The 17,150-nt window shown below is 60.9% G+C and carries 15 protein-coding genes; 8 read left to right on the top strand and 7 right to left on the bottom strand.

Annotated elements, in window-relative coordinates; genetic code table 11:
• Positions 1–18: 18 nt before the first annotated feature.
• The 3 genes from gcl to CQ019_RS08090 all read right to left on the bottom strand — a co-directional run bounded on the left by gcl (position 19) and on the right by CQ019_RS08090 (position 3,808).
• Positions 19–1,812, bottom strand: coding sequence for a glyoxylate carboligase (gcl, locus tag CQ019_RS08100; protein ID WP_105569410.1), 1,794 nt, complete (start codon positions 1,810–1,812; stop codon positions 19–21).
• 261 nt (positions 1,813–2,073) lie between these two features.
• Positions 2,074–2,970, bottom strand: a complete 897-nt coding sequence (locus tag CQ019_RS08095) for a 2-hydroxy-3-oxopropionate reductase (protein WP_258133903.1) — start codon at positions 2,968–2,970, stop codon at positions 2,074–2,076.
• A gap of 37 nt (positions 2,971–3,007) precedes the next feature.
• Positions 3,008–3,808, bottom strand: coding sequence for a hydroxypyruvate isomerase family protein (locus tag CQ019_RS08090; protein ID WP_105569408.1), 801 nt, complete (start codon positions 3,806–3,808; stop codon positions 3,008–3,010).
• Positions 3,809–4,162: 354 nt separating this feature from the next.
• Here CQ019_RS08090 and CQ019_RS08085 point away from each other — a divergent pair, with 354 nt between their 5' ends.
• The 4 genes from CQ019_RS08085 to CQ019_RS08075 all read left to right on the top strand — a co-directional run bounded on the left by CQ019_RS08085 (position 4,163) and on the right by CQ019_RS08075 (position 8,510).
• Positions 4,163–5,614 (top strand): cation:dicarboxylate symporter family transporter, encoded by a 1,452-nt coding sequence (locus tag CQ019_RS08085; protein ID WP_105569407.1) that lies wholly within the window; start codon positions 4,163–4,165, stop codon positions 5,612–5,614.
• A gap of 315 nt (positions 5,615–5,929) precedes the next feature.
• Positions 5,930–6,055: a hypothetical protein gene (locus CQ019_RS18715; RefSeq protein ID WP_258133479.1), complete on the top strand. Its 126-nt coding sequence runs from the start codon at positions 5,930–5,932 to the stop codon at positions 6,053–6,055.
• Positions 6,056–6,219: 164 nt separating this feature from the next.
• Positions 6,220–7,749: an NCS1 family nucleobase:cation symporter-1 gene (locus CQ019_RS08080; protein WP_105569406.1), complete on the top strand. Its 1,530-nt coding sequence runs from the start codon at positions 6,220–6,222 to the stop codon at positions 7,747–7,749.
• Positions 7,750–7,766: 17 nt separating this feature from the next.
• The gene (locus CQ019_RS08075) at positions 7,767–8,510 is read left to right on the top strand and encodes an aspartate/glutamate racemase family protein (RefSeq protein ID WP_105552548.1); all 744 of its coding nucleotides are present in this window, start codon (positions 7,767–7,769) and stop codon (positions 8,508–8,510) included.
• Positions 8,511–8,667: 157 nt separating this feature from the next.
• Here CQ019_RS08075 and CQ019_RS08070 read toward each other — a convergent pair whose 3' ends face one another.
• A complete protein-coding gene (locus CQ019_RS08070) occupies positions 8,668–9,264 on the bottom strand; it encodes a GNAT family N-acetyltransferase (RefSeq protein WP_105569405.1) in 597 nt (198 codons plus the stop codon).
• Positions 9,265–9,594: 330 nt separating this feature from the next.
• Between CQ019_RS08070 and CQ019_RS08065 the strand changes: the two genes are divergently transcribed.
• From CQ019_RS08065 to CQ019_RS08050, 4 genes are all read left to right on the top strand, one after another.
• Positions 9,595–10,578, top strand: a complete 984-nt coding sequence (locus tag CQ019_RS08065) for a siderophore ABC transporter substrate-binding protein (RefSeq protein ID WP_105569404.1) — start codon at positions 9,595–9,597, stop codon at positions 10,576–10,578.
• Between the two features lie 91 nt (positions 10,579–10,669).
• On the top strand, positions 10,670–11,650 hold the full coding sequence (locus CQ019_RS08060; protein ID WP_105569403.1) for an ABC transporter permease: 981 nt from the start codon (positions 10,670–10,672) through the stop codon (positions 11,648–11,650).
• 4 nt (positions 11,651–11,654) lie between these two features.
• A complete protein-coding gene (locus tag CQ019_RS08055) occupies positions 11,655–12,704 on the top strand; it encodes an iron chelate uptake ABC transporter family permease subunit (protein WP_105552544.1) in 1,050 nt (349 codons plus the stop codon).
• A complete protein-coding gene (locus tag CQ019_RS08050) occupies positions 12,701–13,456 on the top strand; it encodes an ABC transporter ATP-binding protein (protein WP_096287987.1) in 756 nt (251 codons plus the stop codon). Before CQ019_RS08055 ends, CQ019_RS08050 begins: the two co-directional genes overlap by 4 nt.
• Before the next feature lie 168 nt (positions 13,457–13,624).
• Here CQ019_RS08050 and CQ019_RS08045 read toward each other — a convergent pair whose 3' ends face one another.
• The 3 genes from CQ019_RS08045 to CQ019_RS08035 form a co-directional block, all read right to left on the bottom strand.
• Entirely contained in the window at positions 13,625–14,440 is an 816-nt protein-coding gene (locus CQ019_RS08045) for a carbonic anhydrase (RefSeq protein WP_105569402.1), read from the bottom strand.
• A gap of 217 nt (positions 14,441–14,657) precedes the next feature.
• Entirely contained in the window at positions 14,658–15,866 is a 1,209-nt protein-coding gene (locus CQ019_RS08040) for an MFS transporter (RefSeq protein WP_258133904.1), read from the bottom strand.
• Positions 15,867–15,873: 7 nt separating this feature from the next.
• Positions 15,874–17,073, bottom strand: coding sequence for an ROK family protein (locus CQ019_RS08035; protein WP_181148332.1), 1,200 nt, complete (start codon positions 17,071–17,073; stop codon positions 15,874–15,876).
• Between the last annotated feature and the right edge of the window lie 77 nt (positions 17,074–17,150).

Genomic DNA, 17,150 nt, shown 5'->3' with positions numbered 1-17,150 from the left:
TGGCAGCGACGACCGACCTCAGGCACTCACACCGGCACTGGATTTCATGGGTACTAGCGCGGTAGGCGCGTCCCCGATCTCCAGTGCAAGATCTTCAAATTCATTAACCGCATCCAGCTGCGCACCCATGGAAATGTTGGTGACCTTCTCCAGGATCACTTCAACCACCACGGGGACCTGGTGCTCGTCGGCCAGCCGGTTCGCTTCGGCGAATCCCTCGGCCAGCTTCGCCGGATCATTCACCCGAACGGCCTTGCATCCGAGCCCTTCGGCGACCTTGACGTGGTCCACGCCGTAGCCGTCGGTTTCCGGGGAGTTGATGTTATCGAAGCCCAGGGAGACGTGATAATCCATTTCGAAGGGACGCTGCGATTGGCGGATCAGGCCGAGGTAGGAGTTGTTGACCACCACGTGCACGTAAGGCAGCTTGAACTGGGCGCCTACTGCCAGCTCTTCAATCATGAATTGGAAGTCGTAATCCCCGGATAGCGCCACAACTTTTTCCCCTGGCTTGCCGCGCACGACGCCCAGGGCTGCCGGACCGGTCCAGCCCAAGGGTCCGGCCTGGCCGGCGTTGATCCACTTGCGTGGTCCATAGACGTGCAGCATCTGCGCGCCGGCGATCTGGCTGAGCCCGATGGTGGATACGTAGGTGGTGTCCTGGCCGAAGACCGCGTTCATCTCCTGGTAGACGCGCTGCGGCTTGATCGGAATATTGTCGAAGTTGGTCTTGCGGTGGTTCGTTCCCTTGCGGGCCGTGCACTGGTCGGCCCACTGCGAGTAGTCGGGGATCAGCCCAGCGCTCTTGCGTTCGCGCACGATCTCCAGGATTGATTCCAGCGCCGCCGCGGCATCCGAGGTAATTCCCAGATCCGGCGCAAAAACGCGACCGATCTGCGTGGGCTCGATATCCACGTGGATGAACTTGCGCCCTGCACGGTAGGTTTCGAGGCCACCGGTGTGCCGGTTCGCCCACCGGTTTCCGATGCCGAGCACCACATCCGAGGCCAAGAAGGATTCGTTGCCGTATTTGGTGTGGGTCTGGATGCCCACCATGCCCGACTGCAAACGGTGGTCATCCGGAATGACGCCCCAGCCCATCAGGGTGGGCGAAACCGGGATGTTGAGCTCTTCGGCCAGCTGCACGAGCTTGTCGCTGGCGTTGGCGTTGATCACGCCACCGCCGGCAACGATGATTGGACGCTTGCCGCTCAGCAGCAGGTCAACGATCTTCTCGGCCTGGCCGCGAGTTGCCTCCGGCTTGGTGGGCGCCAACGGCTCGTAGGCATCGATGTCAAAATCAATCTCGGCCAACTGCACGTTGATAGGCAAGTCGATCAGCGCAGGACCGGGGCGGCCCGAACGCATGATCTGGAAAGCCTTGGCGAAGGTTCCCGGAACGAGCCCCGGCTCCAGCACGGTGCTCGCGTATTTGGTCACCGGCTTCGCGATGGATTCAATATCCACCGCCTGGAAGTCTTCCTTGTGCAAAACGTGGGTTGGCGCCTGGCCGGTGATGCAGAGCATCGGGATCGAGTCGGCGATGGCCGCATACAGGCCGGTGATCATGTCGGTGCCGGCCGGCCCGGAGGTACCCAGGCACAGGCCGATCTTGCCGCTGGCCCGCGAGTAGCCGTCAGCTGCATGCGAGGCTCCCTCGACGTGGCGGTGCAGCGTATGGCGGATTCCGCCATGCTGTTTCATCGCCGAGTACAGCGGGTTGATTGCCGCGCCGGGCAAGCCGAACGCTTCGGTGGCGCCTTCCTTTTCCAGGATCAGCACGATGGCATCTACTGCGCGCATCTTAGGCATTGAAATCACACATCCTTATCGATGGTTCGGCCCCGAATGGAGCGGTGAAAGAAGAAACAAGATTATGAGGGGATGACCTGTGGCGGGCCGACGAAGTGAATCGACCTCACGCCCACCCCGAGCACCGGAAGCCGGACTCGAACTGGAACGAAGGACTCCATCGGCTGGCGAATACAGTTGTTCGCCAGCCGATGGGCCGGCTACCGAAGGCAGGCGCAGGACCCGCCACAGGAAGTTTGAGGGGAAGAGCAGGAGAGAAACTTACTCGCTTTGACCCGAAAGGCGCTGCACTCCGCGGAAGAGACCCGAGTGATCCAGCGAGCCGTCGCCGCTGGCGACGGTGGAACCCACCAGCTGGGCGACGAGCGAACCCATCGGAAGCACCACGCCGGCTTCGCGGGCGGCCGAGGTGACGATGCCCATGTCCTTGTGGTGCAGGGCCAAGCGGAAGCCCGGTCCGAATTCACGGTCCAGGATCTTCTGGCCCTTCTGGTCAAGCACCTTGGAGCCGGCGAGTCCCCCGCCGAGCACCTTCAGTGCCGAATCGGTGTCTACGCCATAGGCTTCGAGGAAGACCACCGCTTCGCTCAGCGCCTGGATATTTGCCGCGACGATCAGCTGGTTTGCGGCCTTGACGGTTTGCCCGGATCCGGAGGGACCGACCAGGACGATGGTCTTGCCCACCGCTTCGAGGACCGGCTTGGCATCTGCGAAGTCCGCCGGTTCGCCGCCGACCATAATGGAGAGCACCGCGTCGATGGCGCCCTGCTCGCCACCGGATACCGGCGCGTCCAGTGGACGCAATCCGGCCTCACGCGCGGCATTCGAAAGGTTCACCGCAACGTCGGGACGGATGGAGGAATTATCGATCCAGATGGCCCCGGATTTTGCGTGCGCGAACAGGCCCTCTGCGCCGGTGGTGACCGCTTCGACATCGGGAGAGTCCGGAACCATTGTGATGATGACGTCGGCGTCCTTGACCGCTTCGGCGATCGACTTTGCCGCGTGGCCGCCGGCTGCCGCAAGCTCGGTGGTGGCTTTTTCACTGCGGTTGAAACCGGTGACGTTGAAGCCTGCGGTGACGAGGTTCTTGGCCATGGGCAGTCCCATGATTCCCAAACCGATAAAAGCTACATTCTGTGACATGTGATTCTCCAAAGTGTTTTGGCGGCCCGCACGAGGGGCGAGTGGAAGTTTAGGAGGCGTCGGCACCGGCGGTGGCAAGCCATTGAAAGGCGGTCTGCGCGTCCTGCTTGTATTCCAGGGCTACTTTGCCGGTGTATCCAAGCTGACGGGAGCGTTCAATCCAGGCAAGCAAGGGCAGATCACCAGTTCCTGGCGCCCCACGGCCCGGCGCGTCGGCGATCTGGATGTGGCCGAATTCTTTCGCGTGGCTTTCGATAACCTGCGGGACATCATCGCCGTTGACCGCTAGGTGGTAGAAGTCGGCCAGCAGGGCAATATTGTTCTTGCCCGCTTCCTTGACCTTAGTGACCACGTCCAGTGCCTCGGCGGCGGTCTTCAGCGGGTAGGCCTCGGTGCCGGAGACCGGTTCGATCAGGACGGTGCCTTCGATGCGTTCGATGCCCCCGGCGGCAACCAACAGGTTTTCAAGGGCCAGCGCGTCTTGAGCCTGCGCAGTGGATTCCGCAAGACGATTTCCATAGAGGGCGTTGAAGGATTTGCATCCGGTGGCCTCGCCGATAGCGGCGACCACGTCCACGTTCTCACGGAACTCTGCACTGCGCCCGACCCAGGAAACTAGTCCGCGGTCCCCCGCAGGCATGTCACCGGCGAAGAAGTTCAATCCGTCCAGCTGCACGCCCGCGTTCTTGATCGAGCTAACGAACTCATCTACCTGCTTGTCGCTTGGCACGGCGGTGGCAAATGGCCACCAGAATTCGACGCTGTCGAATCCCGCCTGCTTGGCCGCTTCGGCACGCTGGTTGATGGGTAGTTCGGTGAGCAGAATCGAGCAGTTCAGAGTGTAAGACACTGGATTTCCCTTCAAAACCTATTTCAAAGATTCCACTTCATGGAATATTTGTTTTGCTTTACGAAAACTCTAAGTCGAGACACAGATCACTGTCAACCCTCTAGGGCCCTTCGTTTCGCGCATCGCAAACAGGAGCGCGCCACGGGAGCCAGCCCTTGCAAAATGCACGAGGGCCACCGGAGGGAAGGGCGCGAAAGCGGATAGGCGGGTCACCTATTTCGCATTATGGAAAGAAATCATTTCGCATATCGGAATTTCTATTTTTCCTTGCGGAAATCCTGTGATGCACATTACAGTTGGGTCAGTCCTTCGACATGGCATATATCTCGCGAGTAATTAACCTCTGGAGCAGTCGTGAAAAAATCATCATCCAAAGACTTTGCCAAGGCAAAGCAAAAACCCAAGAAGCGCCTCTACAAATCATTGTTCGTCCAACTCGGAGTCGCGGTCCTCGCCGGAGTCCTCATCGGCCACTTCTGGCCCGCGGTCGGCTCGGAGCTCAGGCCACTGGGTGATGGCTTCATCATGCTGATCAAGATGATCATCGCGCCACTCATCTTCTTGGTCATCGTCACCGGCATCGCCGCCGTTGGCGACGTGCAGGCGGTGGGCCGCGTGGGAGTCAAGGCGCTGGTGTATTTCACCAGCGCAACGCTGTTCGCCCTGGTCTTCGGATTGATCATCGCCAACGTCTTCCAGCCCGGGGCAGGATTGAATATCGACCCGTCCACGTTGGACGACTCATCACTTCAGGATAAAACAGGCGAAGCCAAGGGTGCTGCCGACTTTATTCTCGGCATCATCCCGGTCAGCGTAATCGGCGCCTTCGCCGAGAACAATCTGCTGCAGGTCCTCTTCTTCTCGGTATTCTTTGGAGCGGCGATCGTCGTTGTCGGCAAAGAACGATGCATGCCGCTCCTGGCGGTTTTCGAGAACATCCTCGAATTGATCTTCAAGGTCATGAGCTGGGTTATGAAGGTCGCCCCACTTGGCGCCTTCGGCGCCATGGGCTTCATCATCGGCCAGTACGGCATCGCGACCTTGGGCACCTACGCCAAATTGATCATCGCCTGCTATGTTGCAGCACTGCTGTTCATCGGCGTGCTGTTCATCATCGCCTGGACCTTCGCCCGAGTACCGCTATGGCAGTTCATTCGCTACACCCGCGAAGAATTTCTCCTGGCGCTGGGCACGGCATCCACCGAATCGGTAATGCCGCGCATTATGACCAAGCTGACCAATGCCGGCTGCTCGCGCGCCACCACCGGGCTGGTGGTACCCACCGGCTACTCGTTCAATCTGGACGGCGCAGCTATTTATCTTTCCATCTCCCTGCTCTTCCTGGCCCAGGCTTTCGGGCATGACTTGAGCTTCGGGCAGCAGCTGGCCGCACTGGGCGTCCTGCTGCTGACTTCCAAGGGCATGGCCGGCGTCCCGGGTTCCTCGTTCCTGGCGCTGTCAGCCACCGCCGCGGCATTAGGCATCTTCCCGGTGGCTGGGGTGGCCCTGTTGCTGGGCGCCGATCGCATCATGGATTCCATGCGCGTGGTAGTCAACCTGCTGGGCAATTGCGTGGCGACGTTCGTGGTCGCCAAGTGGGAGGGCCAGTTCGACCGTGAAAATATGAAGAGAGCCTTCGCGGGAGAAATCACCAATGAGGACACGGCCCGCATGCTGGGCAAGGAAGAGGAATACGAAGCGGCCGAACTTGCCCGCTTGGCCTCTGGCGAAAAGCCCTCGCCGAAGTTCGGCGGCGGTCCGACCGCAGATGACATTCCCGAGATCACCCTGCATAAGCGCCAGTAGCTGCGCCCCGTCCCCAAGATCCGGCCCGGCGCGTGTACGCACCGGGCCGGAACCAGGTCGGCGGAATTGTTGACCAAACGCTGCAGCCGCCTTCCGACCGGGCAGGCAAACTGGTTTCGCGGGCACCGGTGCGGCTCTCAGAATGTCGCCCGGAAATTTCTTTTGACCCTAGGCACTAGTCAGCACGCAAGGCCATAACTTCCACAAAGTGAAATCTAGATTTTCTATTGCGGTAATGTGATCCACGGCATACAGTTGGTGGACAATCGATGTGGCACACATCTCGGAGTGAATTTCTCTAACTCAGGAGCAGCCATGAGCACACAACTCATAGGGACTCGCGCAGTAAAGCCAGCCTGGCGACTGCAGCACGAAGCCCAGCCCGTGGTGGGCACACCAACCGAGTTCTATCTGAACTTCGGCCAGCCGATCTATCCGTAACGCGTCATCTCGTCCCCTCAGCGGACATACACGCAGCTTCTTCCATACGCATAGACCAGCATGATTCATACATGCGCGCTGTCGATAATTCGTTGTCCCTAAAGCTTCTCACTGTCGAGAACAGACTTCGATCCTCAGCACGCACCTGAGAATAGGACCTCACCATGGGGCAAAAAACTCCGGAGACCACCTCCGCGCCGACGATCATTACCCAATCGCACAACGAACGCATTGACCGTTCCAACCCGCATGAGCTCAGCGCCACGCTGTACAACGAGGACCTCGCGCCGACTACCCGTGCCGGACGCACCTGGAACTCGTACAGCATCTTCACCCTCTGGGCCAACGACGTGCACTCGCTGGGCAACTACGCTTTCGCCATCGGCCTGTTCGCCCTGGGGATGAGCGGTTGGCAAATTCTCGGTGCCCTAGGCATCGGGGCAATCCTGCTCTTCGCCCTGCTGACCCTCTCGGGATTCATGGGCGAGAAGACCGGCGTGCCCTTCCCTGTCATGAGCCGCATCGCCTTCGGCGTCAACGGTGCGCAGATCCCGGCGCTGTTGCGTGGCGCCGTGGCCATCGCCTGGTTCGGGATTCAAACGTTCTTGGCCTCCCAGGTGCTGAGCGTCATGGTCATCGCATTGGCGCCCAGCGCAGCCGGCTTGCAGCAGACGAGCTTCCTGGGACTCGACACCCTTGGCTGGATCTGCTTCGTAGCCCTCTGGGCCATCCAGCTGGTGATTGTCAGCTACGGAATGGAAATGATTCGCAAGTACGAGGCCTTTGCCGGCCCGGTCATTCTCGTCACCTTCTTGGCGCTGGCCATCTGGATGCTCTTTGAATCGGGATTCAGCGTCTCCATGAGCACCGGCGAATCAAGGTCAGGTCTGGACATGTGGGTCGGCATCTTCGGAGCCGCCGCCTTGTGGGTTTCGATTTACGGAACTTTCGTTTTGAACTTCTGCGACTTCACCCGCGGCGCCACCTCGAAGAACGCCATCGTGCGCGGAAACTTCTTCGGCATTCCACTGAACATGCTGTTCTTCGGGGCCATCGTGGTGGTTCTCACCGGAACCCAATTCTCCATCAACGGCGCGGTCATCACCTCGCCTTCAGATGTCGTCGAGGCCATCCCCAACACGCTGCTGCTCGTCCTGGCCTCCGGTGCGCTGCTGATCCTGACCATCGCGGTGAACCTGATGGCAAACTTCGTGGCCCCGACCTACGCGCTGACCAACCTCTTCCCCAAGCGGTTGAACTTCCGCGCCGCCGCCCTGATTTCCGGCTTCATCGGCTTGGTGATCCTGCCTTGGAACTTGTACAACTCCCCGGAGATCATCAACTACTTCCTCGGTGGGCTCGGTGCGCTGCTCGGCCCGCTATTCGGCATCATCATGGCCGACTACTGGCTCGTGCGCCGGGCCCGAATCAATGTCTTGGACCTTTACCGCACCAATCCGGAAGGCACCTACTACTTCACTCGCGGCGTCAACTACCGCGCAGTGGCTGCCCTGGCGGTCAGCTCGGTCGTCGCCTTGCTCCTGGCATTCCTGCCCGCACTGCACGTTGTCGGGCCGTTCGCGTGGTTCCTCGGTTCCGGAGCCGGCGCAGTTGCCTACCTGATACTCGCCAAGCGACGCCTTGACCTGACAGATATTGACGGCGAAGCCATCGCAGTCACCCCAAAGCACTGATTTCTAAGGAACTGATCATGCGCATTCTCATTGTTAATGTGAACACGACCGCCTCGATGACTCACGCAATCGGCGAATCGGCTCGCAAAGTCGCCTCGCCGGGCACCGAAATCATCGAGCTGACTCCCGATTTCGGCGCGGACTCCTGCGAGGGGAACTTCGAAAGCTACCTCGCCGCCATCGCCGTGATGGACAAGGTCGTCAACTACCCCGGAGACTTCGACGCGGTCATCCAGGCCGGCTACGGAGAGCACGGACGGGAAGGACTGCAGGAACTGCTGGAAGTCCCGGTCGTTGACATCACCGAGGCCGCCGCCTCCACCGCACAATTCTTAGGGCACAAGTATTCGGTCGTGACCACCTTGGACCGGACCGTTCCGCTGATTGAGGACCGCCTGAAACTCGCAGGACTCACCGACCGGCTGGCCTCGGTGCGTGCCAGCGGCCTGGGAGTCCTGGAGCTGGAATCCGATCCCGAACGAGCCGTCGCGGCCATCGTGGAGCAATCAAGACAGGCGGTGCAGGTCGATAAGGCGGAAGTGATCTGCCTAGGTTGCGGCGGCATGGCCGAATTGGAGGCGAAGGTCAGCGAGGCCACCGGCGTGCCAATTGTTGATGGGGTGCGTGCCGCGGTGACCATTGCCGAGTCTTTGGTGCGCATGTGCTTGAGCACTTCAAAGGTGCGCACCTATGCAACCCCGCGCCCGAAGAGCATTACCGGATGGCCGATCAGCCGAGTAAAAAGTGGTTTGCCCGTCTGAGGCCGGGCGCCCAATTTGCACGGTAAAGCCCAAGGCGCAACTCAGTCTATTCCCAGAGTGCCCGCCTAGAGTCGTAAGTACCTCTTGAAGGTGCGAGTGATGACAAGAACCCTCCAACGCGGCAAGCGTTGGAGGGTTCACTCATGTTCAGGGTCTTTCAGGCTTCGGACCGGATTGGCCACTCCTCGGCTAGGAGCGCGTAGCTCATGCCGTCCAGCCATTGACCGTCGCGGTGCAGCGCATCGCGTTTGCTGTACCCCTCACGCCTCATGCCGATTCGTTCCATAAGCCTCCACGATGGCTCGTTCGCGGCGAAGCATTCGGCAACAACCCGTCGTAGTCCCAACGGCCCGAAGCACAGGTCGATAACCCCACGGACCGCTTCGGTGGCATAGCCGAGACCACCGTATTCGGGGTTGAAGCTCCAGCCGATTTCGGCTTCGACCCCGCGAGCCGCGTCTTCAATCTCGCTCTGGCCCCAACCATCTTTCACCTTCACCATGACCGTCCCGATCAACTGCGGCTGCCCTTGCGCATCCAGCAGCTGAACCGCGACATCACGGGAATACCGCTTGCCCTTCATGAATTGCTCCAGATACTGCGGGAAATCATCCGCGCGCGAGGTGATCCAGCGTTGCACCTCGGGTAGTTTCCGGTAGTCCCACGTCGCTTGGGCATCGGCAACTTCGAGTCGTCGCAGCGAGAGCCGCCGAGTAGCCACGGGCCAGTTAATTCGGTCGAGAGAGTCACTCATCTTCGTATCCTAGTGCGGTGCTTCGCGCCTTTTTGCCGTGGAGCGCGCAGTTCATGACGGTAAATGAACATCCAAAGACGACCGGCATCGCCTGAAAATGAATAATTTAGCAACGCTTCGCTGCACGATATTCCTTGCGCAAATAGCTTGCCTCACCTAACTAAACGCGGAAAATCCCTCATGAAATCCTTTTTTTCGACGAACTTGCCGGAGTTGAGTGAGCTAAGTAACAACGGTCTGGCTTATTCGATTTAGGTCAGCTTAGGCTAGGCTAATTATCAGATCACTCATTTGCGCGGCCAATGTCGGTCGCCTGTTCCGAAGGATGACATGGCTTCCATGAAACTTCGCGCCGCAGCTTTGCTGGGCGTTGCAGCACTCTCCCTGACAGCTTGCGGCTCCAACGCCGAAGCCCCGGCAGAGTCCGCACCAGCGGCTACCTCCACGGTGACTTTCACCGATAACAATGGCGAACACACCATCAACACCCCAGCGAAGTCAGTGGTCGCAACCGACAACCGCACCTTCGAAACTCTTGAGGCCTGGGGCATCGAGCTCACCGCCGGCGCCGTGGCGCTGATGCCGGACACCATCGACTACGCCAAGGACGAAAAGGTCATCGATCTCGGCAGCCACCGCGAGCCGAACCTCGAAGCAATTGTCGAAGTGGCCCCGGACCTGATCATCAACGGCCAGCGATTCACCCAGCACGCAGAAGAGCTTTCCAAGCTGGCTCCCGAAGCCACCATTGTGAACCTCGACCCGCGCGAAGGCGAGGCCTTCGACGCGGAGCTCAAGCGCCAGACCACCGTACTGGGTGAAATCTTCGGCAAGCAGGCAGAAGCCAAGGCGCTGACCGATGACTTCGACAAGGCCGTTGCACGCGCCAAGGCCGCGTACAACAAGGACGCGACCGTCATGGGCCTGATCACCTCCGGCGGCGAGATCAACTACTCCGCTCCGGGTAGCGGACGCAGCGTCGGCCCGGCCTTCGACATTCTGGGCCTCACCCCGACACTGGTCGTCGAGGACGCCTCCACCGATCACGAGGGCGACGATATCTCGGTAGAGGCAATCGCCAAGTCGAACCCCGATTGGATTCTCGTCCTTGACCGCGACGGCGCAGTTGCCAGCGATGAAGCCGGCTACACCCCGGCGGCCGACCTGCTGAAGAAGTCCGAAGCACTGGCTAACGTCACCGCTGCCAAGGAAGGAAACGTCGTGGTCATGCCCGCAGATACCTACACCAACGAAGGCATCCAGACCTACACCGAGTTCTTCAATGATTTTGCAGAAGCGCTGGAAGCCAAGTAACCAGAACGCTGAATAGCGACTACGTGGCGGAGCCGATAACCGGCCCCGCCACGTAGTCGTATCCACCACATATCGAATACACGGCGGCACCATGACTACTACGACCCCCGCGGTCAAGCCCAAGGGCAGGCTCCTTGAACCCAAGCTGATGCTTGGCATCCTCGGCGTCCTCGTCCTCTTGGGCTTCTCCCTGTTCACCGGTGTCTATGACATCTTCGGCACCGATGACGGGTCGGCGATGTTCGCCGTGACCCGCATCCCGCGCACCATCGCGCTGGTCCTCGCCGGAGCCGCGATGGCCATGAGCGGGCTGGTCATGCAGCTGCTCACGCAGAACCGCTTCGTGGAGCCGACCACCACCGGCACCACCGAATGGGCCGGACTGGGCTTGCTGACGGTGCTGATCATCAACCCCGAAGCCTCGCTGCTGGCCAAGATGACCGTGGCGATCATCTTCGCCTTCATCGGCACCATGGTCTTCTTCCTCTTCCTGCAGCGAGTCTCGCTGAAGGCCTCGTTGACGGTGCCCATCGTGGGGATCATGCTCGGCGCCGTGGTGGGCGCCTTCTCCTCCTTCATTGCCCTGCAAACCGACATGCTCCAATCCCTTGGCATCTGGTTTGCCGGGTCCTTCACCTCGGTGATCCGCGGACAGTACGAGGTGCTGTGGATCGTGGCGCTGGTGGCCATCGCGATCTTCATCGTCGCCGACCGATTCACCGTGGCCGGGCTCGGCGAAGAGATCGCCACGAACGTTGGGCTGAACTACCGCCAGGTGATGCTTCTGGGCACCGGCCTGATCGCGATTGCCACCGGTGTAGTCACCGTGGTCATCGGCAACCTTCCCTTCCTGGGGCTGATCGTGCCGAATATCGTGTCCATGTTCCGCGGAGATGACCTGCGCAGCAACCTGCCGTGGGTGTGCCTGCTGGGCATTGCCATCACCACCGTCTGCGACCTGATTGGCCGCACCATCATCATGCCCTTCGAGATTCCGGTTTCCCTGATCCTCGGCGTGCTCGGCGCGGTAGTCTTCATTTCCTTGCTTCTAAGGCAGCGCAAACTTGGCTAAGCTCATGACTCCCCCGCGCACCACACCCAAGCTGCCCTCGCCGCCGGTCTTTGGCCGTGCCTCCGGCGCACTGCCAACGAAGAAGATCCGCAGTCGCTACTGGATCATCTTCTCCATCATGTTGGCCCTGGCGCTGAGCTTCAGCTTTGGGCTGCTCGCCTGGGACAACCCGATGCCGGTGGGCTCCGACGGGTTCTGGCTGATCGCGAAGATGCGCGCCAGCAATATCCTGACCATGGCCATCGTCGCCTTCTGCCAGGCAGTAGCGACGGTGTCATTCCAGACGGTCACGAACAACCGCATCATCACCCCATCGATTATGGGCTTCGAGTCCCTCTACGTGGCGGTGCAGACCGCCTCGGTGTTCTTCATGGGAGCCGCCGGCGTGGTCGCCCTGCAGGGGCTGTGGCAGTTCAGCTTGCAGGTAGCGATCATGGTGGTCCTCGCCTGCCTGCTCTATGGCTGGCTGCTGTCCGGCAAGCTGGGCAATATCCAGATCATGCTGCTGATCGGCATCATCCTGGGCGCTGGCCTCGGATCGATCTCCACCTTCATGCAGCGCATGCTCTCCCCCAGCGAGTTCGACATCCTGACCGCGAAGCTGTTCGGCTCGATGAACAATGCGGATATGAGCTACCTGCCGGTGGCCATCCCGCTGATCCTCATTGCCGGGTTCTTCCTGATCTCAAATTCCCGGAAAATGAATATCGTGTCCCTCGGCCGCGATACCACCATGAACCTTGGCATCAATCACCGCTCGGAGGTGATGCGCACACTATTCTTCGTCTCGATCCTGATGGCCGTATCCACCGCGCTGGTCGGCCCGATGACCTTCCTCGGCTTCCTCGTGGCAACCCTGGCCTACCAGCTGGCGGACACCTATGACCACCGCTTCATTTTCCCTATCGCCTTCCTGACCGGCTTCGTGGTGCTCGCCGGGGCGTACTTCGTGATGAAAAATATCTTCTACGCCCAGGGCGTGGTGGGCATCATCATCGAGGCCGTGGGCGGCGTGACATTCTTGATCTTCATCCTGCGAAAGGGCCGGCTGTGATTACCCTCAAAGAAGTGCACAAGAAGTACAGCTCCGAGGTGGCCATCGGACCGGTCACGCTCGAGATCCCAACCGGCGGCATCACCGCTCTGGTGGGCCCCAACGGGGCCGGAAAGTCCACCATGCTCACCATGGTCGGACGCCTGCTGGGCATCGATTCGGGCAGCATCGAGGTCGCCGGCTACGACGTGGCCTCCACCGCTTCCAAGGATCTGGCGAAGATCGTGTCGATCCTGCGCCAGGAGAACCATTTCGTCACCCGGTTGACCGTGCGCCAGCTGGTCGGCTTCGGACGCTTCCCGCACTCCAAGGGACGGCTGACGCCGGCGGATGAAGAGATCATCTCGCGGTCCATCGACTTCCTTGACCTGTCCGAGCTGGAGGGCCGCTACCTGGACCAGCTTTCCGGCGGCCAGCGCCAGCGCGCCTACGTTGCCATGGTGCTGGCGCAGGACACCGAAACGGTGCTGCTGGACGAGCCGCTGAACAACCTGGACATGAAGCACTCCGTGCTGATGATGCAGCACCTGAAGCGGGCGGCCCAAGAGCTGAACCGCACCATCGTGATTGTGCTGCACGATATCAACTTCGCCGGCCATTACGCGGACTACATCTGCGCGATGAAGCACGGCAAGGTCGTCCAGTTCGGTTCCCCGGAACGGATCATGAATGACGAAATCCTGTCCGAGGTTTTCGAAACTCCGGTACAGGTGATCGCCGGACCCAACGGCCCGCTGGCGGTGTACTACTAAACGAGATCCGGCGATTCGGTTCAACGCCGGATAGCCGAGATGATGATCCGCTTGAGGTCATTGCTGCCAGCTATTGCCCTGGCCGCATCGGAAAGGTGAACCAACGTGTTTCCTGAAGTCCGATCGGCACGTGCGTTTGCCGCGCTTGCAGCTGCGCTACTGGTGCCCCTAGGCGACGACGGGATTCCAGTCAACCAACCCGGTCTGCAGATCATAGACGGCCGCAATGACTTCGGTGCGCCCGGCGTTGACCGCCGCACGGATGATCTCCGAGCGTTCAACAAGCGCGGCGGCGACCGCGACGGTATTCATCCGGACCACGTTGTTGATGTGTTCTGACTTGTCCGGCACCGGTTCCGCCTCACGCGCCGCCGGCGCGATCTCGCTGATGAAATCGATCATTTCTCCCGGGGCCTTCGGTGTTTTTGCGTTCTTCTCGAGGGCTTCGACCGTGCCGGTCACCGCTCCGCAGGCGGTGTGCCCGAGGATCACGATGACCGGGACCTCATAGGGGCTGCTGACCGCAAACTCCATGCTCCCCACGAGGGTGTCGTCGAGTACCGCACCAGCGGTTCGCGTGACAAAGAGGTCGCCAATCCCTTGGTCGAAGACGAGCTCGGGGGCAACCCGAGAATCAACGCATCCGTGGACCAAGGCCCATGGTTCTTGGTGCTCTGCAAGGTCGCTTCGCAGCTGGCTTGTTTGGTTCGGGTGCTTTGGCCGGCCTTCGGCGAATCTGCTGTTGCCGGTCTTGAGCATTTCAAGGGCTTGGCCGGGGGTACTAGGTGCCTTGGCGGCGGCCGGGGCGTGATCACCTACCGGGCTCGGAGCCGTCGCGGAATTCTGCGGCGATGTGCAGGCTGCAAGGCCGGCCAGGGCAAGTACTCCACCCGCCGCCGAAAAGAATCGGCGCCTGTTCAGCTGAACCGGATCTTCCTGTTTGGAAGACGCTGTGCCGGCTACGGAGTTGGCGGATTTAGACATGTGTTATCCCCTCGGCACGCTCTGGCCAACCCCACCCGGATAAGTCGAGCCAGCACCGACCATGCTCTCGATGTGGTGAGTTAGATCGGTTTCCGTTCTAAATAGTGACTTGTATTCTACGGTGGCCTAATTGATTCATTAAAAATGAGGTGTCATATTTCGCCGGCATCGAACCAAGATGACGTCCGAGGGGCATGCGGGCCGTGAATTAGCGTTGCTAGCGCGGTGCTTTTGCCCGCAGCACCGGCGAGCACAACAGCACGATGACGCCCACCAGCGGGACGAGCAACAGCCCGGCTCGAAGCCCCCAGCCCTCGGCAACAAATCCAACCAGCGGCGGCGAGATCAGGAATCCCAGACGCATCAGCCACGAGACCACGCTCAACCCGGTGCCTGGGGCAAGGCCCGGCAGCCTGTCTGCATGTTCCATCGCGGCCGGAACCAGGGTCGCCACGCCAAATCCGGCAGCCGCGAAACCCAGCACGCTTCCCGGCACCGACGGGAAGGCGAGCGCCAACCCCATGCCGAGGATGAGGCAGACGGCACCCATTTGGGCGACCAAACGCTGTCCGAAGCGGTCAACCATGCCGTCGCCAAGAATTCGACCCACAAACTGGGCGCCGACGAGCGAAATATAGCCAAGCGCCGCGAAAGAGGCCGAAGTCCCCAGCGAATCGGCAAGATACAGCGCGGCCCAGGAGTTGCCCGCGTCCTCCGTCATGACCCCCGCGGTGGAAATCAGCACCAACGCGACCATGATCCACAGGGTGTGGTTGCGCGCCGTGCGCGCGGTGCCCGGGGAGGGATCGGCAGGGCGGTCCTCGGATACCTCTTCGAGTCCGGCTTGCGGTTTTCCCATGGGAAGGCAGAATTTGAGGGCGGTCAAGGCGACGGCCGCGAATATCAGCAGCGAGATGCCCAAGTGCACGCTCAGCGACAGGTTCAACGCCATGGCTCCGGCGGCCATGGAACCGCCAAGGACGGCGCCCACCGACCACAATGCATGGAAAGAATTGAGGATCGAGCGTCCATAGCGTCGCTGCACAAGGAGCCCGTGGGAATTCTGCGCCACATCGGTGATGGCATCCATTGCGCCGCCGAGTAGGAAGCCCGCGGCGAGCAGCGCGAGGCTCGGGGCCGAGCCGGCGCCGAGCAGCGCAGCTCCGGTGAGCATGGTTCCGGCCACGGCCACAAGCGCCGAGCCAAAGCGGCGAATGAGCCAGCCGGCCGCCAGGCCGGCAATGATTGCGCCTACCGGCCAGGCGATCACCAGAAAACCGTAGGCCGCTTCGCCCAGCCCGAAAGTGTCCTTCAGCTCGGGAAGGCGCGGCGCCATATTTGCGAACAACGCACCATTGGTCAGAAACAAGGCCGATACCGCGCCGCGCGCCCGGCGGTCGGCGCTATCGATGGAGGTCGGGGTCACCGGGAATTCATCGGTTCTGCGTTTCGAAGGGCGCGGTTGCCCGGACCAATTCGATGCCGCGCGAGATGGCCCCTTGCAATGCCACCTCCGCGCCCAGCTCGGAAACGGCCAACTGCACACAGGTGAGCTCTGGTTCCCTGGCTAATTCACGGTCGGCGATATCGATCACCGGCTGCAGGATTCCCGCCATGGCACCCGAGAGAATGACCTTCTGCAGCCCGGCGAAACCGGAAATCACGGCCACGACCTTTGCCAGCCGCCGCCCGAGCGATTCCAGGATTTCCAGTGCCAACGGATCTTGCTGCGCGGCCGCTTGGAAAACATCCTCGGCGCGCACCAGTTCGGCGGGAATCCGCCGAAGCGAGCTTTCGGCCCCGCCTGCCAGTGCATGCCTCGCTTGTTCTCGTGCGAGGTAGCCAAGCCCCAGCGCATCGCCCACCCCGGTGACATGCGAAAGGAAGCGCATCTCTCCGGCTAGCCCGTGGGTTCCGCGCAACAGGTGCCCGTCGATGACCACTCCGGCACCGAATCGTTCGCCGACCATCAGCGCGGCGAAGGAATCGGATTCTTCGAGTCCAAGTTCCGCCACCGCCGCCAGGTTCGCGTCGTTTTCAACCGAGAACAGGTGGGTATATTCCGCCAGCTGCGCACGCCAGTCCGGGTTCATCGCGGCCCAGAAGCCATCGGCCACCTTTGGCGAAAAACCACCGGAATCCACCGGAGCGGGGACCCCGATAACCAGGGCGCCGAGCTTTTGAACTCCGTGCTTCTCCAGGGTTCCGCGAAGAAGTTCCTCGGTGATGCGAAGCCGCTCTTCCCCGCATGCGCCCGGCTCCACGCTCAGGGACCGGCGTTCAATCTCCTTGCCGCGCAGGTCGGCGAGCGCCAGCGAGATCCGGTGTTGGCCGGCATCGATTCCGGCGACTACCGATTTGGCGGCGTCGAGTTCATAACGCAGGGCCGGACGGCCTTTCGAGTATGCTCCGGCGGCACGGGTGTCCTCCGCTTCACGCAGCCAGCCGGTGGCCACGAGCTCTTTTGCCTGGTTCAGCACGGTTGCCCGGGTGAGCGAGGTGAGCTCGATGAGCTCGCTGGCGGTCACCAGCCCGCGATCCCAGGTCGCCTTGAGGACCTTTTGGGTATTCAGGCGTCGCATGGAGGTGGCGCCGGGCTCCGTCGCGGAATGCTGGTTGCTGGAATCGGTCATTGATTTCACCATTTGAGTATAGACGGATATTTATTTAGATGCTAAATTTACTGAGAAAATAAAGTGACCCACTTCAT

The organism is Arthrobacter sp. MYb229, assembly GCF_002975405.1.
Classification (GTDB): Bacteria; Actinomycetota; Actinomycetes; order Actinomycetales; family Micrococcaceae; genus Glutamicibacter.
The sequence above is the reverse complement of the archived record's forward strand: the minus strand, read 5'-3'. Positions and strand labels throughout refer to the sequence as shown.

Excerpts from the sequence above, each read along its gene's own strand:
- gcl (WP_105569410.1), bottom strand. The coding sequence starts at position 1,812 with ATGCCTAAGATGCGCGCAGTAGATGCCATCGTGCTGATCCTGGAAAAG.
- CQ019_RS18715 (WP_258133479.1), top strand. The coding sequence starts at position 5,930 with ATGAGCACACAACTCATAGGGACTCGCGCAGTAAAGCCAGCCTGGCGA.
- CQ019_RS08080 (WP_105569406.1), top strand. The coding sequence starts at position 6,220 with ATGGGGCAAAAAACTCCGGAGACCACCTCCGCGCCGACGATCATTACC.
- CQ019_RS08075 (WP_105552548.1), top strand. The coding sequence starts at position 7,767 with ATGCGCATTCTCATTGTTAATGTGAACACGACCGCCTCGATGACTCAC.
- CQ019_RS08070 (WP_105569405.1), bottom strand. The coding sequence starts at position 9,264 with ATGAGTGACTCTCTCGACCGAATTAACTGGCCCGTGGCTACTCGGCGG.
- CQ019_RS08065 (WP_105569404.1), top strand. The coding sequence starts at position 9,595 with ATGGCTTCCATGAAACTTCGCGCCGCAGCTTTGCTGGGCGTTGCAGCA.
- CQ019_RS08060 (WP_105569403.1), top strand. The coding sequence starts at position 10,670 with ATGACTACTACGACCCCCGCGGTCAAGCCCAAGGGCAGGCTCCTTGAA.
- CQ019_RS08055 (WP_105552544.1), top strand. The coding sequence starts at position 11,655 with ATGACTCCCCCGCGCACCACACCCAAGCTGCCCTCGCCGCCGGTCTTT.
- CQ019_RS08045 (WP_105569402.1), bottom strand. The coding sequence starts at position 14,440 with ATGTCTAAATCCGCCAACTCCGTAGCCGGCACAGCGTCTTCCAAACAG.
- CQ019_RS08035 (WP_181148332.1), bottom strand. The coding sequence starts at position 17,073 with ATGACCGATTCCAGCAACCAGCATTCCGCGACGGAGCCCGGCGCCACC.